Here is a 24443-nt window from a genome sequence, read left to right on the forward strand (position 1 = left end):
CGCTCTACAACACTTCAGCACTCGCATGGACACCATGCGTAGTACCTTCCTGGCCCAGCTCATCGGCACCGCCTTGTCGGCGACAAACGTTAACGCTAATAGTTCAGCAATGTAATAGCTACTCTTTATCATGAGGAGTGGGTCGGGAGTGAGGAGGCGGCGATGTTGACTCGCGCCTGGATTCGGTGGCTACTCACTCATGGCCTGTTACGGACCTATCTCCGATGGGCCGCACGCCGGGGTGACCCGCTCGGGCAAATCGCCGTCGGCCAGGATCGCTTGCTCGGCTCATCGCCGTATATCGAGGAGATCCGGCGGCGCGGCCGAATTCCTGGGATGTCGGGCGTACACGTGACGGCAGACTACGAACTGTGCCGACTCATCTTGCGAGACCGGCGCTTCGGGGTGGTCACCCCCTTCCATCCAGCCCTGCCCAAGCCGATCCGCTGGATGCTGGCCAAGACGGATCTGGGACTCCCCAACATCGGGGAGCCACCATCGATGCTGGTGGCCGATCCGCCGGATCACACGCGGTACCGGCGCATGGTCCGGCAAACATTCGGCCCGAAGGCGATCGCCACGCTGGAGGATCGAATCGCCGAAGCCACCAACGACCTGCTCGAACGCCTGGAATCGAAGCCTCGCCCCGATCTGATCAGCGACTTCTCCGAACAGCTGCCGGTCACGATCATCGCCGAGATCCTCGGGTTGCCCGCCGACATGCATTCGACCCTGCTGAAATGGGGAGGCACCGGTGCGCCACTGCTCGAACGAGGCCTGAGCTGGACCACCTACCGCCACGCCATCGAAGACCTGGGCGAGGTCAAGCAGTACTTCGACCAGCACTTCGACGAGCTCGCCGCCGAACCGAACGACGACGTCCTCAGCATGCTGGCGACAGATCGCGAGCTCACCCGCCGCGAGCAGGTGGCGAATGCGGCGCTGCTGCTGGACGCCGGCTTCTTGACGACAGTGAACATGCTCGGCAACGGAATCGTCCTACTGATAGACCATCCGGACCAGCTGGAACTGCTGGCCGCCCAGCCGGATCTGTGGCCGAACGCGGTCGAGGAGATCCTGCGCTACGACGGTCCCGTGCGAATGACCGGCCGGGTCGCGAACTGTGACGTCGAGATCGCTGACCAGCACATCAAGTCAGGGTCCCTGGTCCTGCTGTCCTTGGCGGGCGCCAACAACGATCCCGCGGTCTTCCCCGCTCCCCACCTATTCGATGTGACCAGGGACAACGCCGCGGAACATCTCGCGTTCGGCAGTGGGATCCACGGCTGCCTGGGAGCCAGGTTGGCGCGGCTGGAAGGCGCCGTCGCACTGCGGACCCTCTTCGATCGGTACCCGAATTTGAGCCTGGACGGGCCGCCGATCCCCCATCCCCTGCGAAATCTGCACGCCTACCGCTCCATGCCCGTCAAGCTGACTGCCGACCAGCCGAGGCGAAACTCGGAAAACTGGAGCCGCCTGGGGGAATCGAACCCCCGACCTTTTCATTACGAGTGAAGCGCTCTACCGACTGAGCTAAGGCGGCGTGCCTTTCGGCCAGGGAAGTCTATCGTCTCGCGGGCCCGATCGCGAAAACGGGTGGTCACGGTCACTGCGCGCGGGCCGCGATGAGGGCGGCGGCCATGGCCGCGAGGGCGAAACGGGGTTTGACGTTCTGGTCGAGCGCGGTGCGGCAGGCCAGAACGGCCTCGATGGACTTCAGCAGGCCCTCCGGGCGCACGCGGTCGGCCAGATCGTGAATCTCGTCGGACAGGTCGGGGTGGGTGAGCGCGACGCCGGAGCCGAGCCGGGTGGCCCCGAACCGCACGGCCAGTGCGTCCCGATAGACGCCCGCGACGTCGATCAGGGCACGATCGAGGGCGTCGCGGCCGGTGCGGGTCGCGCGGGACTTCTGCCGCCGCTCGAGGTCCTTGAGCACGCCCGCGGAACCGCGGGTGGCGCTCGCCGCGCCCTTGCCGGTGCCGCCCGCGCCCAGCGCAGTCGCGAGTTCCTCGCGCTCGCGTTCATCGCGGGCCGCGCTCATCTGCTTGGCCTCGTCGTCGGCCGCGCGCACCAGTTCGTCGGCGGCGGCGTAGGCCGCGCCGGGCTTCCCGGACGCGGTGACCAAAGCCAAGGCACGCTGACGGCGGGCGCGTGCCTCCTCGTCGGTGGCGAGCCTGCGGGCACGGCCGACATGTCCGCCGCTGATGGACGCGGCCCAGGTAGCGGTCTTCTCATCGAGGTTGTCGCGCTCGCGGAGCACTCGCGCGATGGCGGGCACCGATGGCGTCACCAGATGCACATGGCGGCAGCGGGAACGCAACGTGATCGAGATGTCCTCCGGGTCCACCGAGGGCGCACAGAGCAGGAACACCGTCCGGTCCGGCGGCTCCTCGACGACCTTGAGCAGCACGTTGCCCGCCGCCTCGGTCAAGCGGTCGGCATCCTCGATGACCACCACCTGCCAGCGCCCCGTGCTGGGCCTGCGCGAGGCCACCTGCACGATCTCGCGCATCTCCTTGGTGCTGATGCTCAGCCCCTCCGGCACCACCCGGCGAACGTCGCCGTGCGTGCCCGCCATGGTCGTGGTGCAGGCGTGACACCTACCGCACCCGGGCGTCGCCGGATCCGTGCACTGCAGCGCCGCCGCGAAACACAGCGCGGCAACGGATCTGCCCGATCCGGGCGGGCCGGTGAACAACCAGGAGTGCGTCATCGCACCCTCGACCACGCCCCCGCGCGCGGCGACCGCGGCGGCCGTCAACTCGGACTCGACCGCCTCCTGGCCGACCAACCGATCGAAGACTCCCGCCACGTCGTACACCCTAGCCGCCCCTCCCGACAGATCCCGGACGGTCTCGGACACCACGCTCGCCACCATCGACGGCCCACATACACCAGGCCCGGACACACCGTCCGGCTCACCCGCGCACGCCCGGTCAGCCGACACCACTCGACTCCGCCACGCACCGCTCGGCCCGTCACACGCTGTCCGACTGAGCCGTGCACACGCCGCTCGGCGGGAGCCGGCTGTGTCGGACCGCTATGGATCTTGTCAGCCCATGCGGCCGCAAGCCCTGTTCGGAACTAGGAGGCGCGCTGCTGCGTACTGTTCGCCCCGTCCAGCTCCTCCCGGATGATGTCGGCGTGCCCGGAGTGATGCGCGATCTCCCGCAAGATGTGCAGCACCGTGTAGCGCACCGACTGCCAGATCCGCTCCGGAGCCCACGGCGCCGTCGGCGTGGGAATCGAGGTGTCGAGACTGTCCACCGAACGGATCAGCTCGGCCGTCTCCGCCGCCACCTCGTCCCAGCCGGCCAGCAGGCCGGTCACGGTCTCCTCCTCCGCCATGACGTACTCGCCGCCGAACTTCGAGACATCCAGCTCCGCGTTCTCGTCCCGTCGCACGATCACCGAGGTCCAATGCCGTTCGCAGCTGACCAAGTGGTGCAACAGCCCGCCGAGGGTCAGCTCGCTGACCGTGGTCCGCCGCCGCGCCTGCTCGTCATCGATGCCGCGCAGCGTGATCCGGAAAAGCTCGCGCTGGTCGGCGAGCATCGCGATCAGATCCTCGCGCTCCTGTTCGGTACTCATGGCGCTCAGGCTACGGCTGTGGCCACGAGCCGGGAACTCACGACTTCCCGACGCCGGTCTTCTTCGCCGCCGCCTTCTGCGCCGTGGTCTTCTTGGCCACCGTCTTGGTGGTGGTCGCCTTCTTGGCGGCGGTCTTCTTCGCCGCGGTCTTCTTGGCGGGCGCCTTCTTCGCCGCGGCCTTCTTGGCGGTCTTCTTCACCGGTCCGCGCGCACGCCGGTCGGCGAGCAGTTCCATCGCCCGCTCCGGGGTGATCGATTCGATCTCGTCACCCTTGCGCAGTGTCGCGTTGGTCTCGCCGTCGGTGACGTACGGGCCGAAGCGGCCGTCCTTGATCACCATCGGCTTGCCGGTGGCGGAGTCGTTTCCGAGTTCCCGTAGCGGAGCGGCGCTCGATGCCTGCCGTCCACGGCGCTTCGGCTCGGAGTAGATCTTCAGCGCCTCCTCTAGCGTGACGGTGAAAATCTGATCCTCGGTGTTCAGCGAACGCGAGTCGGTGCCCTTCTTCAGGTACGGCCCGTAACGTCCGTTCTGCGCGGTGATTTCCTCGCCGCTGGCCGGGTCGGTGCCGACCACACGCGGCAACGACAGCAACTTCAGCGCGTCGTCGAGTGTGATGGTGGCCAAATCCATGGACTTGAACAGCGAACCGGTGCGCGGCTTGGGCGCCGCGGCCTTCTTCGCGGTCTTCTTGGCGGCCTCTTGTCCCTCCTCGGCCTGCGGTTCGGGCAGGACCTCGGTGACATACGGACCGAAACGTCCTTCCTTGGCGACGATTTCGTGCCCCGACTCGGGATCGACGCCGAGCGAACGGCCCTCCTGCGGAGTGGCGAACAGCTTCTCGGCGACCTCAGGCGTCAGCTCGTCCGGCGGGAGATCGTCGGGGAGATTGGCCCGCTGAGACACCGCATTGCCTTCGGGGTCATCGGGATCGGTGACCATCCGCTCCAAATAGGGCCCATACTTGCCGACCCGGACGACGACGTCTCGATCGGCGGCATCGCTGAACAGCTTGATGGAGTTGATCTCGCGGGCATCGATGTCATCGAGCCGCTCCCCCACCATCTTCTTCAGACCGCCGGACCGCGCGACCGAGCCCTCCACGCCGTGATCGCCGCCGAAGTAGAAGCTGGACAACCAGTTTCCGCGCTGCTCGCGGCCACCGGCGATGGCGTCGAGGTCGTCCTCCATGGCGGCGGTGAAGTCGAAATCGACCAGTCGGCCGAAATGCTCTTCGAGCAGGCCGATCACCGCGAACGCCACCCACGACGGCACCAGCGCGCTGCCGCGCTTGTAGACGTAGCCGCGGTCGAGGATCGTCTTGATGATCGACGAATACGTCGACGGGCGGCCGATGCCGAGCTCTTCGAGCGTCTTGATCAGCGACGCCTCGGTGTAGCGGGCGGGCGGATTCGTGCTGTGCCCGTCGGGATTCAGCTCGACGGCGGTGACCGCCTGGCCTTCCTCGAGCGCGGGCAGCCTGGACTCGGCGTCGTCGGACTGGCCGCCCGCCTCCTCGTCGACGCTCTCCACATAAGCCTTCAGGAAGCCGGGGAACGTGATGGTGCGGCCGGAAGCGGAGAACACGCACTCTTCGCCGGTGCCCGCGACTCCGGTGATGCGCAACGTCAGCGTGGTGCCCCTGGCGTCGGCCATCTGGGAGGCGACCGTGCGCTGCCAGATGAGTTCGTAGAGGCGGAACTCGTCGTTGTCCAACCGCGCGTGCAGTTGGCCGGGCGTGGCGAAGGTGTCGCCCGCGGGCCGGATGGCCTCGTGCGCCTCTTGCGCGTTCTTCACCTTGCGGTTGTATTGCCGCGCGGTCGGATGCACGTACTCCGAGCCGTAGAGCTGGGTCGCCTGCGCGCGCGCCGCCGCGATGGCCGACTCCGACAGCGTCGTCGAGTCGGTGCGCATATAAGTGATGTAGCCGTTCTCGTACAGTCGCTGCGCCACCCGCATGGTCCGCTCGGAGGTGAAACGGAGTTTGCGCCCCGCCTCCTGCTGCAATGTCGAGGTCATGAACGGCGGATAGGGCTTGCGGGTGTACGGCTTGGCCTCCGCCGAGGAGACCACCAGGTCGGCGCCGTCCAGCGCCTCGGCCAGCCGCCGCGCGTAGCCCTCGTCCAGCACGACGACGCCGTTGGTGGACTTGAGCCGTCCGTCCGATCCGAAATCGCGGCCGGTGGCGACCCGTGCGCCGTCGACGGTGACCAGTCGCGCGCCGAAGGTTCTCGGGTTGGTGGCGTCGCTCGCCTCGCCGTTGCCCGCGTCCAGCTTGGCGGCGATGTCCCAGTACTCGGCCGAACGGAACGACATCCGCTCGCGTTCGCGCTGCACGATCACCCGGGTAGCCACCGACTGCACGCGACCGGCCGACAGCCGCGGCATGACCTTCTTCCACAGCACGGGACTGACCTCGTAGCCGTAGAGCCGGTCCAGGATGCGGCGGGTCTCCTGGGCGTCGACCAGATCGTTGTCGAGGTCACGGGTGTCCGCGGCGGCGGCCTGGATGGCGGGCTCGGTGATCTCGTGGAACACCATCCGCCGGACCGGCACCTTGGGTTTGAGCGTCTCCAGCAGGTGCCAGGCGATCGCCTCGCCCTCGCGGTCGGGGTCGGTGGCCAGGTAGAGCTCGTCGGCGTCCTTCAGCAGGCTCTTGAGCTCGGTGACCTTGGCCTTCTTGTCCGGGCTCACGACGTAGATGGGTTCGAAGTCGTTGTCGACGTCCACGCCGAGACGCGCCCAGGACTGCCCCTTGTACTTGGCCGGGACATCGGCCGCACCACGCGGCAGATCCCGGATATGGCCGACCGACGCCTCGACCGTGTAGTTACGACCGAGGTACGGCGCGATCTTGCGGGCCTTGGTCGGGGACTCGACGATCACGAGACGACGCAGGGGACGCCCCTGGTCGGCTGCACCGAGGTCTCGTGTTGCCACCGGCGAATACACCTTTCCTGATCGACCCGCGCTGCGTCTTTTCCGCTACGCGCGGCTGGGGTGAGCGGCTGCGACGGCTGAACATCGCACCAGACACGTTTATACCGTGACGCCGCGTGTGGTCGAGTGCTTGCGACTCGAACCACCGAGCGTACGCCCGTGAGTTCGAATCAGTATGCCTTGCCGTTTCGCCACACCTGCGCCGCGGCATGCTCGGCGGACCGTTCCGCCGGCGCACGCGGGCCGTGACTACCCCAGATATAGCTCGTCCCTCACCCCGTTGCCGGTGGTGAGGGACGAGCTGTGGATCCCTGCGCCGCTCAGCTGAGCGCACGCACTCCGGTGGCCTGCGGGCCCTTGGTGCCCTGGCCGACCTCGAACTCGACCTTCTGGTTCTCCTCGAGGGTGCGGAAACCCGAACCCTGGATCTCGGAGTAGTGGACGAAGACGTCAGCGGAGCCGTCCTCCGGCGCGATGAAGCCGAACCCCTTCTCCGCGTTGAACCACTTCACAGTTCCCTGTGCCATTCTGTTCCTTCTCTTTTCTTACCGGAACGGCGGACAACTGGGTTCGTCCACCGGGTCCGTTCCGACCGCTGTACTGTTGGTTCCCCCTGCAGGAAAGCACCAAGCACACCGTTCGCAACATCGATCCTGCTGACGGTTTGGACTTTGGATCCGTCCCTCGAACACAGAAGCTTGCGACCAGGAACCAGTGAACCATGTCTTCGGGCAATTCAACAGTCGAGTTACCGACAATTTGCAAAAAAGTTGATCTTGCGAATGCGCAGGTGAGGGACACAATGGCGGAATCCAGACTTGGGGTTCGTTTGCCTGGTGATAACCGAGTCGACGTTCAGCAAAGAAGCTGTGACCCAGGTCGCTATTTGGTATCGAAAAGGCAGGTGGAGGTTCCCGGACACACACGTTTCACACTCCCCGAGCGTGTTGCGGGGTTCCGATCGTGAATCCGCCCGACTTCGCGCTGCGCGGACGGCCGGGAACCGAGCTCGGCTACGGGACATCGTTGCTGAATCGTGTCCTAGCCGGAGGCCTCGATGGCGACCCCCGGCTCACGCATGTGGCCGAGTTGCCCGCACGAGCCGCCGAACACTCCGAATGGCCCGTCTGGGCATCGCCGGAAGTGATTGCGGCATTGCGTGAGACGGGCGTGGCGGCGCCATGGCGGCATCAGGTGGACACCGCGGAGCAGGCGTTCCGCGGACGGCACGTCGTCGTGAGCACCGGGACCGCCTCGGGCAAATCGCTCGGCTATCAGCTTCCGGTGCTCACGACGCTGCAAGCCGATCCGAAGGCCACCGCGTTGTATCTGTCGCCGACGAAGGCGCTCGGCGCCGATCAGCTGCGCGCGGTCGGCGAGCTCACCCACGAAGGTCCGTTGCGCGATATACATCCGGCCACTTACGACGGCGATACGCCTGCCGAGATCCGGCAGTGGGTACGCGCCAACGCGCGCTGGATCTTCACCAATCCGGACATGCTCCACCTCGGCATACTTCGATCGCACCAGCGCTGGGCGCGGGTGCTGCGCAGGCTGCGTTACGTGGTGGTCGACGAATGCCACGCCTATCGCGGTGTTTTCGGCTCGCACGTCGCGCTGGTGTTGCGCAGGCTGCGGCGGATCGCCGCACGATACGGCGCCGATCCCGTGTTCGTGCTCTGCTCGGCGACCTCAGCCGAACCGGCGGAGGCCGCGTCGCGCCTGATCGGCGCGCCGTGCACCGCGGTCACTCGGGACGGATCGCCGCAAGGACCGCGGACTATCGCGCTCTGGGAGCCACCGCTGCTCACCGCCGTGACCGGCGAGAACGGTGCGCCGGTGCGCAGGTCCGCCACCGCGGAGGCGGCGCGGATCATGGCGGATCTGGTGGCCGAAGGCGCGCGGACCTTGACCTTCGTGCGCTCCCGCCGAGCCGCGGAGCTGACCGCGATGGATGCCAAAAGGCTCTTGGGCGAGGTCGATCCGGACCTCGCCGCACGCGTGGCGTCCTACCGGGCGGGTTATCTCGCGGAGGATCGACGTGAGCTGGAAACCGCTTTGTCGGACGGATCGCTGCTCGGCGCCGCGACGACCAGCGCACTGGAACTCGGCGTCGACATCGCGGGACTGGATGCCGTGGTCATCTCGGGTTTTCCCGGAACGGTCGCGTCGTTCTGGCAGCAGGCCGGGCGGGCGGGACGGCGCACCCAAGGGTCACTGGTGCTGCTCGTGGCGCGGGACGATCCGTTGGACACCTACCTGGTCCATCACCCCGAAGCGCTGCTCGGCAAGCCCGTCGAGGCCACCATCACCGACCCGCGCAACCCCTATGTGCTGGGTCCGCAACTACTGTGCGCCGCGCTGGAGTTGCCGCTGACCGACGCCGAGGTGGACGAACTGGGCGCCCGTGAAGTGCTGGCCGAGCTGACCGTGAAAGGACTGATCAGGCGGCGTGGAACGGGAGATCGCGCGCGCTGGTACGTGACCGCGGAGACGCAGCCGCACGACGCGGTGGACGTCCGGGGCGGAATCGGCGCACCGGTGGCCATCGTGGACGGCGAGACCGGCAGGCTGCTCGGCACCGCCGATGCGGGGCGGGCCAGGGCGACGCTGCACCCGGGCGCCGTGCACCTGCACCAGGGCGAGACCTATGTAGTCGACGAGCTGGATCTCGATGACGGCGTGGCCTTTGTGCACGCCGCCGAGCCCGGGTGGACCACCAGCGCGCGCCAAGTGACCTCGATCGTCATCGACGCGGTGACCGAGCACCGTGCCCACGGTCACGTGACGGCCGGCCTGGCCCGGGTGCGGGTCACCAGCCAGGTGATCGGCTATCTGCGCACACTGATCACCGGCGAAGTGCTCGACCTGGTCGAACTCGACCTGCCGCCGCAGACGCTGCCGACCAAGGCGGTCATGTACACGGTGACACCGGAATTGCTGGCGCTGGCGGGGATCGCGCCCCAGGACGTCCCGGGGGCGCTGCACGCGGCCGAGCACGCGGCGATAGGGCTGTTGCCCCTGGTGGCGACCTGCGACCGGTGGGACATCGGCGGTGTCTCCACCGCCGAGCACCCGGATACCGGACTGCCCACCGTCTTCGTCTACGACGGCCAGGCCGGCGGGGCGGGATTCGCCGAGCGCGGGTTCGCCCAACTGCGCCAGTGGCTTACGGCGACCTTGTCGGCCATCGAGTCGTGCGGCTGCGCGGCGGGCTGCCCCTCCTGCGTCCAATCACCCAAGTGCGGCAACGGGAACCACCCACTGGACAAGGCGGCAGCGGCGCGCCTGCTCACCGCCGTACTCGCCGAACTGTCCGCTGGTGCGGACGCGCTGCTCGATTCGTGACAGCGCAGAGCCGGACATGTGACCAATTGTCGACCTTGCCAGCGCACACGCTGGGAGGGCTGGGAGAACTCCCAGTGGAATGACGCCGCTTCACCCCTGCCGAATAAAGAGGAATAGATTCATGTTAACTAGACTATTGCCACTTCATCGTTTGTCGACATGCGCATTCCGCCCTTTTAGATATCCCGGGTCCACGCGGGCATTTCCCTGAGTCCGCTTTTAAACCTGCCAGTTAAGTTTCCGATTTCCGCCACTGGAAGCGACGTGGGGCCGACTGTGTATCGAACTCCATCACTCTTCAACCGGTCCGGCCCGTGCGCTCGCTCGAACGATCCGATCGCCGTACAGACCTATTGGTACATTCCTTTCCACAGCCACCGTCGCGTCCCACTCCACCGCCTCGCAAACACGGATTCGCGCACCCATCCGCCGTGCCACCTGGTCCGCGTCAGCACATGCGATGTCGACGCCATCGACCAAGGCTCCCGCCGCGGTCAGCGCTGCCGAATCGGCGGCCGCCTGCGCCCGATGCCGCGCCACCACCACGGCCCCCACCTGCGCGATCAAGAGCGTCACCCCGATCAGGGCTACGAGCGCCAAGCAAGCGAACACGGTGGCCAGCCCCTGTTCGTCGCTTACCCGAACCCGCAGCATGCGAGGGACACGCCGCGGGCTGCGCTCGCTGATCCGAACCCGCTCAGCGTTTCCTGTCATGTCTCGCTCCGGGCAGCGTCGCGAACCGGAATCCGACCCCACCGCACATAACGCTCCGGCGGTGGCGGTTGGTGTGTGAACACCACCCCCAAGGTCGAACCGTGGCCACCGTGTACGGCGTAGCCAGCCGACCCGCGGAGCTTCCGCAAACGCCGCCGACCGTGCACTCCCTTCGGTGCGCCACCCTGCACCGGAGTGACGGGCACCGACGCCCACGAGAAGCCAGACCACCATCAGCACCGCCTTCATTCGGTGGCTCCGGGCTCGAGGGTCGCGACCGCCTCCGCGCGGAGGGTGAGCAGCGGCAGAAGCGGGGTCCGCGCGGAAACCACGGCGATCACACGAGTGCCCTCGGTGCGGAGTGCGATGTCGGCCGACGGCGGGGCGATGCGCTCCGCCGCCGGGCGGGCGTTCGCGTGATCGCCCCGTGCGGCGAGGCGGGCGGCCTCGCCGGCGGCATCGACACAGCGGACCTGGGTCGATGCCGCCAGCAGAGCCCCGAGACAGAGCACGACGGTAGCGACGACCGAGGTCAATGCGAGCGCGGCCTCGATCGTCACCCCTCCCCGATCGTCGCCGAGCCACGGTGTGGCGACAGCTACACCGATGTGTTCAGTGCCCGGTCGATGATCTTCGTCAGCGCGTTCACGATGCTGTCGCCCGTCACCACCCCGTACAGCACGGCGCCGAATGCCGCCGCCGCGATCGTGCCGATCGCGTACTCCGCCGTGCTCATGCCGTCCTCCGCGACCATCGCCCGCAGCGCCCGCGCACGCAGGCTCATATATACAGCCCGCACCCTGCGGCCCACGGACTTCACAACCCCCTGGATACGCACCCGATTCCTCCTTTCCGGCCCGTGCGGCCGGTCCGCACGAGCACGCTTCCTCCGAGGCAGTGCGCGGCGCTGACGTCCGAGCACGGTCTCTTTCGCTTCGGTCCACAACGAACCGCCGACGGGTGGCGATCAGCGGCAGCGACGGGTTCGATGCGCGACCGAACGCCGGATACGGCTCAGCGCGCAAAGCAGCCACCGAAGCGCCGAGTGCGCGGCACACCGCCGAGCTGCCGGGCCATAGGCGGACCGACCGGCCCCGCGACGGCTTTCCCGACCGGTGGCGCCCGCGACGGTGTGGGGGCACCGAGCCCCCCACCTGACCCGCTCTCGTGAACGACGTGGGCGCGCCCGTCCGCCGTTCTCCCGATGCGATTCGAGGGGGGTCCGCGAGCGCGGGCCGCCCGGTCACGGTCCGCCGAACCTGCGCGAAAACCCCGCGTGAACGCTTCGGTGCGGACACCATGGGCGGCGTGGCCACTGCCCGGTGCGGGGTTACAGCAGCCCACCGCCTAGGACTCGGCCCGCCAAGCCGATGACCACCGGCACTATGCCGAGGCAGACGAAGGCCGGGAGGAAGCACAGCCCCAAGGGGCCGCCGATCAGGACGCCCGCGCGTTCCGCTTTCGCGGCCGCGATGTCTTCCACCGCGGCCCTGCGCTGCTCGGCCAGTTCCATGACCGCTGCCGCCAGCGACGATCCGGACCGCGCCGAACGGCGCGCCATCCGGGCCAGCGACTCGATCTCGTCGGCTCCTGGGCGCCCGTTCGCATCCCGCGCCACTTGGTGCCAGGCCGTGGCCGCGTCGGCACCTAGCGCGAGCAGGTCCGCCGCCCGTCGCAGTGCTTCGCCGAGTGGTTCCGGCGCCTCCGGCGCTACGGCGCGCGCCGCCCCTGCCATGGGAAGCCCAGCACGCAGGCAGGCGGCCAGCAGGTCGAGCACCGAGGCGACAGCCAGCGGATCGGTCTCCCGGTTCAGCCGGCGCGGCGTCTCGGCCGGTGCGTTGCGCGTCCGGCCGAGGGCATACAACCGCCTGCTCACGGCCACTCGTCCCGGCAGCGAGGCGAGTGCGGCCGCCAGCAGCAGCAACGGCAGTACTGCCCCAGAAGTGAACGCCATCATCAGCCTTCCTCAGCGATCCTGTTGTGCGACGACCTCGTGCACGCCCCACAGTCAGGCCATGCGACGGCACACCACGCGTCACCTGCGGGCCGTCGCCGAAGAGCGGACCGATGAGGCTGACCCGTCGTCGCTCGGCAGCGCGACCGTAGATTCGGCCGGTCTGCGGGTAGCCAGGGTCGAACGCGCCGTCGAGGTGGTGCGCATCCGCCATGCGCTGCAGTCCGATTGGATCGCGCGCAAACCGCCTCTCCCCGCCGATCGCAACCGGCTTCGAGTTCGACAACTGCTTCGACCGGCCGCGACCAGCCATCGAAGAAGACTTCATATCAGCACCTTTCGGGTGATGGCATCGGTCCACAGCAGGCCCGCGCAGGCCAAGCCCGCGCCGACCGGCAACAGCACCGCCCCCGCGGACGAGGCGAACAGGACGTGCAGCGGCGCGGCGCCCATCATTTGGCCGAGGGCGATGCCGAGGAGCGGCAGACACGCCAGGACACCGGCGGTGGCCCGTGCGCCGGCCAGCGCGGCGGTGGTGCGGCCGTGGAATCGGATGCGTCCCGCGAGATCCGTTCGGGCCGCGGACAGCAACTCGGCCAGCGCCAAGCCGTGCTGCTCGGCCACCTGCCACGCGCCGGCGACCCGGGCGAGTTCCGCGGCGATCGGGGAATCCGGCCTGCGCAGACCCTCGGCCGCCGAGCCACCGAGTCGGCTGCGGGCGGCGCCAACGCTGAACGCGCGGGACGACTCGCCCCACACCTCACGTGCGGCGGCCTCGGCGGCGGCGCTCGGATGCGCCCCCACCCGCAATTCCGCGATCACAGCCTCCAAGGCATCGAGTAGGTACCCTTGCTCGGCTTTCCCGCGCCGGTCCCGTACCGCCCGGCGAGCCCGTAGCCCGACGGTTCCGGCGACCAAGCCGGCCGCGAGGAAAGGACCCGTACCGAAGACGGCGAGCACGATCACCACGCCCACGCAGGCACAGGCTCGGAACAGCGTGCCGCGCTTCGGTATTCGATACTCGACGCGCGCGGTGAACAGCTGTCCGAACCGGCGCTGCGACCGGGGCGCCGGAACCAGGACCAAGGCCAGCGCGAGACACACCACCGCGCCACTCAACGGTCGAGCCGTTCGGCGAGCAGGCTGGACAGGTCCGCGGCGGCGGGGGCCGCACCCGTGGTATGCCAGGCGGGCGTGATCCGCACGCCCGCATCGCCGGTGCGGTGCACGAGGCCGACCTCGCGCAGCCCCCGCGAGCCGTCGGATCGGCGGTGCACGTGCAGGACGACCTGCACCGCGGCGGCGAGTTGACTATGCAAAGCCGCTCGATCCATGCCGCCCAGAGCGGCGAGGGCTTCCAGCCGGGCGGGGACTTCTTGCGGTGAGTTGGCGTGCACGGTGCCCGCCCCGCCGTCGTGTCCGGTGTTCAACGCGGTCAGCAGGTCGACCACCTCGGCGCCCCTGACCTCGCCCACCACGATCCGGTCCGGCCGCATGCGCAGCGCTTGACGGACCAGGTCACGGACGGTGACCTCGCCGACGCCCTCCACATTCGCGGTCCTGGCCACCAGCCGGACCACGTGGGGATGCGGTGGCGCGAGCTCCGCCGCGTCCTCGACGCAAACGATCCGCTCGGACGGGCCCACCGTGGCGAGCAGGGCCGACAGCAGCGTCGTCTTCCCGGCTCCGGTGCCGCCGACGACCAGGAACGCCAGCCTCGCTCGGATGATTCGTTCCAGCAGGAGTTTCGCGTCGGCGGGCACCGAGCCCGCCACGGCGAGCGCGGACAGCCCCTGGGTGGCCGGACGGAGTACCCGCAACGACAGACAAGTGCCGCCGTGCGCGACCGGCGCGAGGACCGCGTGCAAGCGGACCCCGAACGAATCCCCTGATGCCGCAGCCATTCCGGACAGCCGACCGTCCACCCATGGTTGTGCGTCGTCGAGTCGGCGGCCCGCCGACAGTGCCAGGCGCTGCGCCAGCCGCCGGACCGCGGCCTCATCGGAGAAGGTGATCGAGGTCTTCTCCAGACCGTGCCCGCGATCGATCCACACCGCGTCCGGACCGGTTACCAGGACGTCGGCCACTCGCGGATCGTGCAGCAGCGGTTCGAGTACGCCCGCGCCGGTGAGTTCGGTCTGCAGCAGTCGCAGAGCCCGCAGCAGGTCGGTGTCACCGAGCACCCCGCCCGCTTCGGCCCGGATCGCGGCGGCGACCTGAGCCGGATCCGGGTCGCCGGTCTCGCTCGCCAGGCGCTCCCGCACCCGGTCCAGCAGCTCGCTGGTCAGTATCGCGCTCATCGCCCCCTCCTCACCGCCGTTGTCCCGGTGGTGCACTCAGCACGCCGAGGACGGCGTCGGCCGCATCGCGCAGCGGCCCGCGGCGGCCTACCGACATCCCGCCACGCTCCAACCGATGCGCGAGACCGGACTGGGCGCGGACGGCGGCGAGCAGCGGGAGATCGAGCACTTCGGCGACCTCGGCTCCGCGCAGGCCGCCGGGCGCCGGACCGCGAACGATCAATCCCTGGTTCGGGTTTCGCCGCGCGATATGGGCGGACACCGCTTCGGCGGCGGCGACCGCGCGCAGCCGCGCCGGAACGACCAGAACCACGAGGTCCGCGGAGTCGAGCATCTGGTCGGCATGCGGCCCGCGCTCACCGGAAATATCGCAAACTATGAAATCGCCTGCGACACGGCCCGCTTCGATGACAGCGCGGACCGCGGGCGCGCCGAGCTCACGTGGCAATCGTCCCGCACCGCAGCGCCCACAGGACAGCACCGCGAGCCCGGGCGCCGCGACGGGTAGGGCGCCGTGCAGCGCGGTCGCGGAGACGCGCCCGTCCTCCACCACCAAGTCGGGCCAGCGCAGTCCCGCCGCGTTCTCGGCACCGAGCAGCAGGTCGAGACCACCCGCGAAGGGTGCGCCATCGATTAGCAAGGTCTCGCGCCGGAACCCCTCCGCGGCGGCGCGCAGCGCGACCGCGACGGCGAGGGTGGACGCGCCGGCCCCGCCGCCCGCGCCGACGACGGCGAGCACCACGCCGTCCCCCGCACGCTGCTCGCCGTATTCAGCAAACATCTCGATGAGCCCCACCGCCGCGCCGGGCAAGGCGATAGCCCGCTCCGCGCCGACCGCGGCGGCGGCCTGCCAGTCGAGCAAACCTGGCTCACCATCGGTTACCACCACGACGCCGGCGCGGCGCAGGTAGCCCGCGGCGGCCGCCTCGCGCGCCGTATCGGTGTCCAGGATCACCAGTGGAGCGCCGGTCCAGGCATGTCGGCCGACGAGTCGCGTCCGCTCATCGAGTGGCCGTTCGGCGGCCGCCGCGATACGCCGGACTTCGTCGCGCAGACGGTCGTCATCGATGAGCACAAGGGCGGGCGCCGGCCCGCTCGGCTCCGATGCATCGAGGTTCATGCAGGTCAGCGTCGCGGACCCGGAGCAGGGACAGAAGGGGCGATATGCCGAATGTGGACAACTCCGGGGTTGTGGACAGCTATCCGAACCGGATGCCGTACCGCACTGTCCCTGAAATAGAGGACGGCCCCAGCCGGGGGGGGAGGAGGCTGGGGCCGTCGGGGTTCAGCCCCGGGGGGTCGGGCTGAACGCGCCTGGACCATGTCCAGGTGCCAGCAATACTACACCTAAGCCCCGGCCACCACGCAAGTCTGCCGACGGACATCTTTGTGGCCGTCGTGGCTTCGGCGTCTGCGGGGCAAACTTCGTCGCCGCACCGGCCACAGCGCGCCACGGCGGGGAACACGCGTGCCGACCAGCGGCATCCGTGGTGCAGCCGCCGCACATCTGCGGCCGATCGAAGGCAGGACGGCCACACAACAGGCGCGGTGGCCGGAAAGCGCTGCCCACAACCCGCGGTCGAACCGAACACGGGACACAGCAGCCGCACCACACCTGACGCCTGACCGAGCGGAGACCATACCGCCGCCTATCCTGGTCGAGTGGACAAGTCAGCCACCGCAGGTGGACGCGTCGCGGCCTTCTTCGATCTGGACAAGACCGTGATCGCGAAGTCGAGCACGTTCGTATTCAGCAAGCCCTTCTACGCGCAGGGGCTTTTGAACCGCCGCGCCGTCCTGGAAAGCAGTTACGCCCACTTCCTGTTCCTGCTGTCGGGAGCCGATCACGATCAGATGGAACGGATGCGCGCCCACCTGACCAGCATGTGCGCGGGCTGGGACGTCGAGCAGGTGAAATCCATTGTGGCAGAGACGTTGCACGAGTTGGTCGATCCGCTGATCTACGCGGAGGCTGCCGACTTGATCGCCGACCACAAGATCCGGGGGCACGACGTGGTGATCGTCTCGGCCTCCGGCGAGGAGATCGTCGGCCCGATCGCCGAAGCGCTCGGCGCCTCACATACCGCCGCCACCAAGATGGTCGTGGCGGACGGAAAGTACACCGGCGAGGTCGAGTTCTACTGCTACGGCGAGGGCAAGGTCGCCGCCATCGAGAAACTCGCCGCAGACGAGGGGTACGACCTGTCCCGCTGCTACGCCTACTCCGACTCGATCACCGACCTGCCGCTGCTCGGCGCGGTGGGCCACCCCACTGCGGTCAATCCGGATCGCAATCTGCGCCGTGAGGCCACCGCGCGGGGCTGGCCGATCCTGACCTTCTCCAACCCGGTATCGCTGTGGGCGCGCTTCCAAGCGCCGTCCTCGACGACGCTCGCGGCCACCGCGGCGGTCGGCTTGAGCGCGGTCGTGGCCGGCGCGATCAGCTACCGGATGCTGCGCCGCCGACGCTGAGATCGGACGCTCTAGCAGCCCGTCCCAACTGGGTCGCCAGCGGCTTGCCGTTAACTCAGCCAACTTGACCGATGGGGCTGCGGACCAGGCATTTAACCACGAAACGCCGAGAAAAACGCCGATTATTCAATGTTCTCGCATCCCTTGATGTGAGTGCAGTCACAGTGTAGAAAGGTAACTACGGAAGGACGGAAGGCCAAGGCAGCACCGGAAGAGAAGGCACTGTCTCCCGACCCTTCTTCCCAGCACGGGCACCAGGCACCCACGCGGAGCGCGCCGCGACAAGGGCAGAAGCGTTGTGGGCCTGCGAAATTCGGATAGTCGACGGCGAAGGCCTCGCACAGGTTGCGGGGATGAACCGGCCGATATCCGGATTGTCGCCGAGGCCGCAGAACACAACCCACCTAGCACGCTTGGTAACCGGGTAGTCCGTGCTAGCGGGCGGTGAGGTCGAAAGACAACGCCGCCCGCTTTGACGTGTACGGGGGTTATCCCGCCGCCGAGTCTGCGATCGACGTGGCCTCGCGCGCGCCATCCTCGAACGCCCCGCAACAGAAGATCACCCAGCCGCCGACCGCCTCCGCCTCCCCGGTTCCGAATCCCGCGGCCGCGTCCAGATACGCCTGACGCCTGCGCAACCAGAACACCTCCGGTACGCCGAGGCTGTGCGGATCCAGCCCACTCGACACCGCAACCAGCCGGGAGGCCGCCCGCGCGACTACGCCATCGGCCGTGCCGAACGGCCGCAGCGCCAATAGCTCACCGTGTACTACGGCGGCGAGCACCGGCGCGGGCGCTCGCGAACCGAGCACCGTCTGCGCCAGCAGATCCAGCCGCTGCGCGACGCCGGAGTCGCCGCGCGGCCTGCCGAGCGCCTCTTGCTCCGGGATCAGATCGGCCGCGGCGAGCAGATGCAGCCGCGCCAGCGCCTGCAGCGGGGCACGCTGCCAGGTGCCCACCAGATTCCGCAGCGCGTCGCCGTCCAACGCCTGCCCGACGCGCAGCGAGCCGGCCAGGATCGGGTCCACCACCCGGCCGTCGGCGGGAATGTCCGTGCTGCCGCCGTCGATGGCCGCCGAGGACCGGGCCGCACGCACCGCCGCCTCGGCCGCCGTGGTGGGCCACCCACGCCGGTTCGCCTTGTGCCGGTGCACCTCGGCGAGCGCGTCGCGGGCGCGGTCGGCCGCGTCCCGGACACCGGGAAGATCGACGAGGGGCTGTAGCGGATCGGTCACGGCATACGAGGCTACTTGCGCTCGCGCGGACCGATCCGCGCGCCCGGCTCGCTATCCGGCCAGCAGATCGCGTCCCGGTATCGCGTCGAGCAGCTTGCGCGTGTACTCCTGCCGGGGATCGTCGAACACCTCGTCGGTCGTCGCCGCCTCTACAACCTTGCCGCGCTGCATGACGAGCACGTCGTCGGCGATCTGCCGCACCACGGCCAGATCGTGGGTGATGAACAGATACGCCAGCCCGAGCTCGGCTTGCAGCTCGTTGAGCAGGCGGAGGATCTGGGCCTGCACCAGCACGTCGAGCGCGGACACCGCCTCGTCGCACACCACCACTTCGGGCCGGAGGGCGAGTGCCCGCGCGACCGCCACGCGCTGACGCTGCCCACCGGACAGCTCGTTGGGGTAGCGCCGCAGCACACCGGCAGGCAGCGCGACCTTGTCGAGCAGTTCCCGCACGGTCGCCTCCCTTTCCTCGGCGGTACCGATCCGGTGGGTGCGCAAGGGCTCCTCGATGGTGCGGTAGATCGTGTACATCGGGTCGAGCGAGCCGTAGGGATCCTGGAAGATCGGCTGCACCCGGCGGCGGAAGGCGAAGGATTCCTTACGATCCAGGGTGGTCACGTCCTTGCCGTCGAATGTGACGGCGCCGGAGGTGGGCGCGTGCAGTCCGAGGACCATCTGCGCCACCGTGGTCTTGCCCGAGCCGGATTCGCCGACGATCGCCGTGGTCGACCCGCGCCGCAGCCGGAACGACACATCGTCCACCGCGACGAACTCGGTCGACTTCCACGGCGTGCGATCGCGAATGTGGAACGTCTTCGTCAGCTGCTCGGCTACCAGCACGTCGTCCGGCACCACCGTGTCGGCTGCCGCCACCTGCACGGCTTGCGCGTGGATCTCGGCCCGACGCCGCACCGCCGACCGCCGCTGCGCGGCCAGCGACGGCGCCGAACTCACCAGCCGTTTGGTGTACAGGTGCTGCGGATCACGCAGAATCCGCAAAGCGGGCCCGGACTCCACGACACGGCCGCGATACATCACCACCAGGTGTTCGGCACGCTCCGCCGCCAAACCCAAGTCATGGGTGATCAGCAGCACCGCGGTGCCGAGCTCGGCGGTGAGCCGCTCGAGATGGTCGAGGATCTGCCGCTGCACGGTCACGTCGAGCGCCGAGGTCGGCTCGTCGGCGATGAGCAGTTGGGGCCGGCAGGACAGGCCGATCGCGATCAACGCACGCTGGCGCATGCCGCCGGAGAACTCGTGCGGATACTGGTTCACCCGGCGTTCGGCGTCGGGCATGCCCGCTTCCTCGAGCAGCTCCACCGCTCGCTTCTCGGCGGCTTTGCCCTTCGCGATTCCGTTGGCTTCGAGCGTCTCGCGGATCTGGAAGCCGATTTTCCACACCGGATTCAAATTCGACATCGGGTCCTGCGGGACCAGGCCGATGCCGCTGCCGCGGACCGCGACGATCTCTTGTTTCGAGGCCGCCGTGAGTTCCTTGCCGTCGAACCTGATCGAACCGGAGGTGACCCGGCCCGTGCCGGGCAGCAAGTCGATGATCGCGTGCGCGGTGGTCGACTTTCCCGAGCCCGATTCCCCGACGATGGCCACGGTCTGCCCCGGATAGACCGACAGGCTCACGTCCCGGACCGCGGGCACCGGCTTGCCGTCGGCGGTGAAGCTCACGTTCAGATCGGTGATCTCCAGCAGCGGTCGGCCGGCCTCGCTCATCGCTTCCTCGCCTTCGGATCGAGGGCGTCGCGCACGGCGTCGCCCAGCATGATGAAGCTCAGCACGGTAAGCGCCAGCGCCGTCGCCGGATAGAACAGGATGGCGGAGGTGCGGATCTCCTTCTGCCCCGTGGCGATGTCCGCGCCCCAGGACACCACGGTGCGCGGGAGACCGACGCCGAGATAGGACAGCGTCGCCTCGGTGACGATGAAGACGCCCAGCCACAGCGTGGTCACCACGATCAGCGGTCCCGCCGCGTTGGGCAACACGTGGCGCACAAGCGTCTGCGGTCGGGAGACGCCCAATGCTTTCGCGGCCGTGACGTAGTCGCTGTTCTTCGCTTGGATCACGGCGCTACGGGCGATTCGCGCCGCCTGCGGCCAGGTGAACGAGGCGAGGATGACGATAACGGTCCAGATCGTCCTTGCGTCCAGCAGCTGCATGATCACGATGGCGGCCAGCATCAACGGAATCGCGTAGAAGACCTCCGCGACCCGCGAGACGATCGAGTCCAACGGTCCGCCGTAGAAGCCCGCCAGCGCGCCGAGCGTTCCCCCGATCAGCACGAACAGCAGCGTCGCGCCGACTCCGGCGAGCACGGAAGCCCGCGCTCCGTAGACGGTGCGGGCGTAGATGTCGCACCCCTGCTTGTCGAAACCGAACGGGTGCCCCGCGCCGCGCGGGTCCATGCTGAAGTCGCCGTTGCAGTACCGCGGGTCCTGATCGGTGAACAGCCCCGGCCAGATCACCACGATCAGCACGAACACGATCAGCACCGTCGCGACGATGAAGATCGGGTTGCGCCGCAGCTGCCGCCACGCGTCGCGCCAGATGCTGGTCGGCGCGCCCGCATCCAGCACGGCGTCGGTGGCGAGCACCTCGACGTCGTCGGGTGGCGCGACGAAATGCTCCTGGCCGCGACGCGGACTCGCGGCCTCGGTGCGGTCAGGCATAGCGGATCCTCGGGTCGAGCGCGGCGTAGAGCAGGTCCACGAGCAGATTGGTGAGCAGGAAGATGACGATCAGCACCGTGACGAAGGAGACGACGGTCGGCGGCTCCCCCCTGGTGATGGCCTGGTAGAGCGTGCCGCCCACGCCGGGAATGTTGAAGATGCCCTCGGTGACGATCGCGCCGCCCATCAGGGCGCCCAGATCCGCGCCGACGAACGTGACCACCGGAATCATCGAGTTGCGCAGGATGTGCACGGTCACCACGCGTGGCCTGCGCAGGCCTTTGGCGGTCGCGGTGCGTACGTAGTCGGCGGACATGTTCTCCGCCACCGAATTCCGGGTCAAGCGCAGGACGTAGGCGAACGACAGCGAGCCGAGCACGATCGCGGGCACCAGCAGTTCGCCGACGGTCACCTTCCCGGAGACCGTCACGGGCGCGATGCCCCACTTCACGCCGAGCAGGAATTGGGCGAGGAAGCCCACCACGAAGACCGGGACCGCGATCACGACCAGGCTGATCACGAGCATCGCGGAGTCGAACAGCTTGCCTTTGCGCAGTCCGGCGATCAGGCCGAACAGCACGCCGAAGACCGACTCGATCAGCACCGCCATGAAGGCCAACTTGATCGTGATCGGGAACGCGCGCGCGAGTTCGTCCCGCACCGGCCTGCCGGAGAAGGCCGTGCCGAAGTCCAGCGTGACGATGCCCTTCAGATACAGCAGGTACTGCACGAGGAACGGCTCGTCGAGGTGGTAGCGCGCCCGCAGTTGCGCCTCCACCGCGGGCGTCATCGGCTTGTCACCGGCCAGCGCGTGGATCGGGTCGCCCGGGACGAGGAACACCAGGGCGTAGACGAGCAGGGTCGCACCGAGGAACACGGGGATCATCTGAAGCAGACGCCGCCCGACATACCAGGCCATTTCGCCTCCTGAACAGGACCGCCGAGCGTCACCCGGACACCCGGCGGCCGGCGGCTACTTCTCGATGTTCTCGAAGTCGAACAGTCCGTTCCAGGCGAGTTCGGCCTTGCGCACCCGGTCGGAGCGGCCCGCGGCGGCCACATAGTCGAACACCGGGACGTCGGCCAGGTCCTTGATCAGCAGGGCCTGGGCCTGCGCGATGATCTTGTAGGACTCGTCCTGGCTCGGCGCGGCCAAGGCGGCATCGAGCAGGCGGTCGAATTCCGGGTTCTTGTAGTCGACGTTGTTGGTGTCGGAGTAGCTGTAGTACTGCGAAGTGAGGAACTGCAGCATGGTTGGGTAGTCACCCTGCCAGCCGTAGCGGAAGGCCTTGTTGATGGTGCGCGCGTTCACTTCGTCGCGGATGTTCTTGAACGTCGGGTACGGCACGCCGATGGCGTCGATGCCGAGGGTGTTCTTGACGCTGTTGGCCACCGCCTCCACCCAGGCCTGGTGGCCGCCGTCGGAGTTGTAGGCGATCTCGTAGCGGCCCGACCACGGCGAGATCGCGTCGGCCTGTGCCCAGACCTTCTTGGCCTCGTCGGGGTTGTACTTCAGCACCTCCGAGCCGGGCAGGTTCGGTTCGAAGCCGGGCAGCGTGCTCGCGGTGAAGTCGCGCGCCGGGATCCGGGTGCCGTGGAAGATGTTCTGCGCGATCTGTTCCCGGTTGATCGCCATCGAGATCGCCCGGCGTCGCAACAGCCCTTCCTGGCCGGCGAAGTGCGCGACGTTGGACTGGATGCCGATGTGCTGGTTCTGGGCGGTCGGCTCGGTGATCGCGCGGTCACCGAGATCCCGTTCGTAGGAGGTGAGCGCGCTGTCGGGCACGGTGTCGAGCGCGTCCAGGTTGCCCGCTTGCAGGTCCGCGTAGGCGGTGTCGAAGGACTGATACATCACGAAGCGAAGCCCTTTGTTCTTGGCCGGGCGGCCGCCGGGGTAGTCCGGGTTGGGCGCCAGATCGATCTTGACGTTGTGCTCCCACGCCCCGGCCCGGGCGAACTTGTAGGGGCCGTTGCCGATCGGGTTCTCTCCGAACGCTTTCATGTCCTTGAACGCGGCCTCCGGCAGCGGATAGAACGGCGCGTACCCGAGTTCGGTCTCGAAATCGATCGAGGGCGCCTTCAGCTCGATGGTGAAGGTGCGGTCGTCGATCACCTTCAAGCCCGACATCGTCTGTGCCGTAGGCTTTTCCGCGGACACCTCGTCGAAACCGACGATGGGACTGAACACATAGCTCTGCAACTGGGCGTTGGTGCCGAGCGCGCCGTAGTTCCAGGCGTCGACGAACGACTTCGCCGTCACCGGGGTGCCGTCGGTAAACTTCCAGCCGGGTTTGATGGTCACCCGGTAGCTCTTCCGATCCGTGGTCTGGATCGACTCCGCCATCTCGTCGTGCGCCTTGCCGCTCCCGTCGTAGTACTTCAGGCCCGCGAACAGCCGGTCGACCACACGACCGCCCATATTCTCGTTGGTGTTGGTAGGCACCAGCGGATTCTGCGGCTCGCCACCGTTGACCGTGACGATGTCGGCGTCGGCGCCGTCGCCCGAGGAACATGCGGACAGCCCGAGGCTCGTGGCCAGTACGACCGCCGCGGTCAGCGCCATCGCTCTGTGGAATTTCAACGCGTCCTCCCGGTGCGAGAAGGGGGTGGCCGATCGGCACCCGCAGGAGGCCCGCCAGCGCAGGCCGACGCGATCCCCCTGTGTGGTTGGCAGAGTAACCACCGGCGCGGGCACTGTCACCTGATTGATCCGAGTTCGTTGTACTTGTTACCGATCCGGCAACATCGCCGAAACACCCCGAATTTCGTGCGGAAACGGCCGCGCGGCCGGAACAACGCGTTCGCCGAGGTGACCGCCGCGGGGAGCAGGCGCGCGGCGGCGTGACCCGGGCGAAACCCGATCGACACACCGCACGCGGCATGGGTCACAGTTGATTACTGTCGAACTCGGCCGCGTCGAATCGTGCGCTCAGGCTACGTGGAAAGAAGAGACGAGATGACCGAAACCAGCGCCGAACACAGGGACTCGTATCCGCCGAACGCGGAGTTCGCCGCCCAGGCGAACGCCGACGCCGGACTCTACGAGCGGGCGGCGGCCGATCGCGACGCGTTCTGGGCCGAACAGGCCGGGCGGCTGCACTGGCACGAACCGTTCACCCAGGTGCTGGACTGGAGCGAGGCTCCGGTGGCGAAATGGTTCGTCGGCGGCAAGCTCAACGTCGCCTACAACTGCGTGGACCGCCACGTCCT

At 68.3% G+C, this 24443-nt stretch carries 20 protein-coding genes and 1 tRNA gene; 4 read left to right on the forward strand and 17 right to left on the reverse strand.

Features of this window, described 5'->3' with window-relative positions; genetic code table 11:
* Window positions 1-162: 162 nt before the first annotated feature.
* On the forward strand, window positions 163-1515 hold the full coding sequence (locus ACWEO7_RS13555) for a cytochrome P450 (RefSeq protein WP_452423399.1): 1353 nt from the start codon (window positions 163-165) through the stop codon (window positions 1513-1515).
* Here the strand turns inward: ACWEO7_RS13555 and ACWEO7_RS13560 are convergent.
* The 5 genes from ACWEO7_RS13560 to ACWEO7_RS13580 all read right to left on the reverse strand — a co-directional run bounded on the left by ACWEO7_RS13560 (window position 1468) and on the right by ACWEO7_RS13580 (window position 7056).
* Window positions 1468-1543 (reverse strand) — tRNA-Thr (locus tag ACWEO7_RS13560). The genes ACWEO7_RS13555 and ACWEO7_RS13560 overlap by 48 nt on opposite strands.
* A 63-nt stretch (window positions 1544-1606) precedes the next feature.
* The gene (locus ACWEO7_RS13565) at window positions 1607-2812 is read right to left on the reverse strand and encodes a DNA polymerase III subunit delta' (protein WP_452423401.1); all 1206 of its coding nucleotides are present in this window, start codon (window positions 2810-2812) and stop codon (window positions 1607-1609) included.
* 272 nt (window positions 2813-3084) lie between these two features.
* Window positions 3085-3591: a mycothiol transferase gene (locus tag ACWEO7_RS13570; protein WP_450018066.1), complete on the reverse strand. Its 507-nt coding sequence runs from the start codon at window positions 3589-3591 to the stop codon at window positions 3085-3087.
* Between the two features lie 37 nt (window positions 3592-3628).
* On the reverse strand, window positions 3629-6475 hold the full coding sequence (gene topA / locus ACWEO7_RS13575; protein WP_452423403.1) for a type I DNA topoisomerase: 2847 nt from the start codon (window positions 6473-6475) through the stop codon (window positions 3629-3631).
* 374 nt (window positions 6476-6849) lie between these two features.
* Entirely contained in the window at window positions 6850-7056 is a 207-nt protein-coding gene (locus ACWEO7_RS13580) for a cold-shock protein (RefSeq protein ID WP_011206895.1), read from the reverse strand.
* Window positions 7057-7492: 436 nt separating this feature from the next.
* Here ACWEO7_RS13580 and ACWEO7_RS13585 point away from each other — a divergent pair, with 436 nt between their 5' ends.
* On the forward strand, window positions 7493-9877 hold the full coding sequence (locus ACWEO7_RS13585) for a DEAD/DEAH box helicase (RefSeq protein ID WP_452423367.1): 2385 nt from the start codon (window positions 7493-7495) through the stop codon (window positions 9875-9877).
* A 291-nt stretch (window positions 9878-10168) separates the two neighbouring features.
* On the opposite strand, the gene ACWEO7_RS13590 is transcribed toward ACWEO7_RS13585, so the two are convergent.
* The 7 genes from ACWEO7_RS13590 to ssd all read right to left on the reverse strand — a co-directional run bounded on the left by ACWEO7_RS13590 (window position 10169) and on the right by ssd (window position 15965).
* Entirely contained in the window at window positions 10169-10591 is a 423-nt protein-coding gene (locus ACWEO7_RS13590) for an Rv3654c family TadE-like protein (protein ID WP_452423369.1), read from the reverse strand.
* Between the two features lie 245 nt (window positions 10592-10836).
* On the reverse strand, window positions 10837-11151 hold the full coding sequence (locus ACWEO7_RS13595) for a TadE family type IV pilus minor pilin (protein WP_355079237.1): 315 nt from the start codon (window positions 11149-11151) through the stop codon (window positions 10837-10839).
* A gap of 38 nt (window positions 11152-11189) precedes the next feature.
* The gene (locus tag ACWEO7_RS13600) at window positions 11190-11375 is read right to left on the reverse strand and encodes a DUF4244 domain-containing protein (RefSeq protein ID WP_355079276.1); all 186 of its coding nucleotides are present in this window, start codon (window positions 11373-11375) and stop codon (window positions 11190-11192) included.
* A gap of 546 nt (window positions 11376-11921) precedes the next feature.
* A complete protein-coding gene (locus ACWEO7_RS13605) occupies window positions 11922-12548 on the reverse strand; it encodes a type II secretion system F family protein (RefSeq protein ID WP_452423372.1) in 627 nt (208 codons plus the stop codon).
* A 321-nt stretch (window positions 12549-12869) separates the two neighbouring features.
* Window positions 12870-13664 carry a type II secretion system F family protein gene (locus ACWEO7_RS13610; RefSeq protein ID WP_452423374.1) on the reverse strand — a complete coding sequence of 265 codons (795 nt, stop codon included), beginning with the start codon at window positions 13662-13664 and terminating at the stop codon, window positions 12870-12872.
* Window positions 13661-14845, reverse strand: coding sequence for a TadA family conjugal transfer-associated ATPase (locus tag ACWEO7_RS13615; protein WP_452423376.1), 1185 nt, complete (start codon window positions 14843-14845; stop codon window positions 13661-13663). Before ACWEO7_RS13615 ends, ACWEO7_RS13610 begins: the two co-directional genes overlap by 4 nt.
* Before the next feature lie 10 nt (window positions 14846-14855).
* Window positions 14856-15965: a septum site-determining protein Ssd gene (ssd, locus tag ACWEO7_RS13620; protein ID WP_452423378.1), complete on the reverse strand. Its 1110-nt coding sequence runs from the start codon at window positions 15963-15965 to the stop codon at window positions 14856-14858.
* Window positions 15966-16507: 542 nt separating this feature from the next.
* Here ssd and ACWEO7_RS13625 point away from each other — a divergent pair.
* Window positions 16508-17317, forward strand: a complete 810-nt coding sequence (locus ACWEO7_RS13625; protein ID WP_452423380.1) for an HAD family hydrolase — start codon at window positions 16508-16510, stop codon at window positions 17315-17317.
* Window positions 17318-17805: 488 nt separating this feature from the next.
* On the opposite strand, the gene ACWEO7_RS13630 is transcribed toward ACWEO7_RS13625, so the two are convergent.
* Genes ACWEO7_RS13630 through ACWEO7_RS13650 form a run of 5 tightly spaced genes read right to left on the reverse strand, consistent with a single transcriptional unit; the run spans window position 17806 to window position 23796 of the window.
* Complete coding sequence (locus tag ACWEO7_RS13630; RefSeq protein ID WP_452423382.1) at window positions 17806-18552, reverse strand: oxidoreductase; 747 nt, start codon at window positions 18550-18552, stop codon at window positions 17806-17808.
* A gap of 51 nt (window positions 18553-18603) precedes the next feature.
* Window positions 18604-20280, reverse strand: coding sequence for a dipeptide ABC transporter ATP-binding protein (locus ACWEO7_RS13635; RefSeq protein ID WP_452423384.1), 1677 nt, complete (start codon window positions 20278-20280; stop codon window positions 18604-18606).
* On the reverse strand, window positions 20277-21233 hold the full coding sequence (locus ACWEO7_RS13640) for an ABC transporter permease (RefSeq protein ID WP_452423385.1): 957 nt from the start codon (window positions 21231-21233) through the stop codon (window positions 20277-20279). The genes ACWEO7_RS13635 and ACWEO7_RS13640 overlap by 4 nt, the downstream gene beginning before the upstream one ends.
* Complete coding sequence (locus ACWEO7_RS13645; protein WP_452423387.1) at window positions 21226-22152, reverse strand: ABC transporter permease; 927 nt, start codon at window positions 22150-22152, stop codon at window positions 21226-21228. The genes ACWEO7_RS13640 and ACWEO7_RS13645 overlap by 8 nt, the downstream gene beginning before the upstream one ends.
* A gap of 54 nt (window positions 22153-22206) precedes the next feature.
* Window positions 22207-23796: a peptide ABC transporter substrate-binding protein gene (locus ACWEO7_RS13650; protein WP_452423405.1), complete on the reverse strand. Its 1590-nt coding sequence runs from the start codon at window positions 23794-23796 to the stop codon at window positions 22207-22209.
* A 393-nt stretch (window positions 23797-24189) separates the two neighbouring features.
* On the opposite strand from ACWEO7_RS13650, the gene ACWEO7_RS13655 reads away from it, so the two are divergent.
* Window positions 24190-24443: acetyl-coenzyme A synthetase N-terminal domain-containing protein (locus ACWEO7_RS13655; protein WP_397074494.1), on the forward strand; the 254-nt coding region annotated here is incomplete at its 3' end.

The sequence above is a fragment of the Nocardia sp. NPDC004260 genome, from assembly GCF_053603155.1.

Bases quoted from the DNA above. Each gene is read 5' to 3' on its own strand.
- ACWEO7_RS13645 (WP_452423387.1), bottom strand. From the start codon at position 22,152: ATGGCCTGGTATGTCGGGCGGCGTCTGCTTCAGATGATCCCCGTGTTC.
- ACWEO7_RS13605 (WP_452423372.1), bottom strand. From the start codon at position 12,548: ATGATGGCGTTCACTTCTGGGGCAGTACTGCCGTTGCTGCTGCTGGCG.
- ACWEO7_RS13590 (WP_452423369.1), bottom strand. From the start codon at position 10,591: ATGACAGGAAACGCTGAGCGGGTTCGGATCAGCGAGCGCAGCCCGCGG.
- ACWEO7_RS13555 (WP_452423399.1), top strand. From the start codon at position 163: ATGTTGACTCGCGCCTGGATTCGGTGGCTACTCACTCATGGCCTGTTA.
- ACWEO7_RS13615 (WP_452423376.1), bottom strand. From the start codon at position 14,845: ATGAGCGCGATACTGACCAGCGAGCTGCTGGACCGGGTGCGGGAGCGC.
- ACWEO7_RS13640 (WP_452423385.1), bottom strand. From the start codon at position 21,233: ATGCCTGACCGCACCGAGGCCGCGAGTCCGCGTCGCGGCCAGGAGCAT.
- ssd (WP_452423378.1), bottom strand. From the start codon at position 15,965: ATGAACCTCGATGCATCGGAGCCGAGCGGGCCGGCGCCCGCCCTTGTG.
- ACWEO7_RS13600 (WP_355079276.1), bottom strand. From the start codon at position 11,375: ATGAGCCTGCGTGCGCGGGCGCTGCGGGCGATGGTCGCGGAGGACGGC.
- ACWEO7_RS13570 (WP_450018066.1), bottom strand. From the start codon at position 3,591: ATGAGTACCGAACAGGAGCGCGAGGATCTGATCGCGATGCTCGCCGAC.
- ACWEO7_RS13580 (WP_011206895.1), bottom strand. From the start codon at position 7,056: ATGGCACAGGGAACTGTGAAGTGGTTCAACGCGGAGAAGGGGTTCGGC.
- ACWEO7_RS13650 (WP_452423405.1), bottom strand. From the start codon at position 23,796: ATGGCGCTGACCGCGGCGGTCGTACTGGCCACGAGCCTCGGGCTGTCC.
- ACWEO7_RS13635 (WP_452423384.1), bottom strand. From the start codon at position 20,280: ATGAGCGAGGCCGGCCGACCGCTGCTGGAGATCACCGATCTGAACGTG.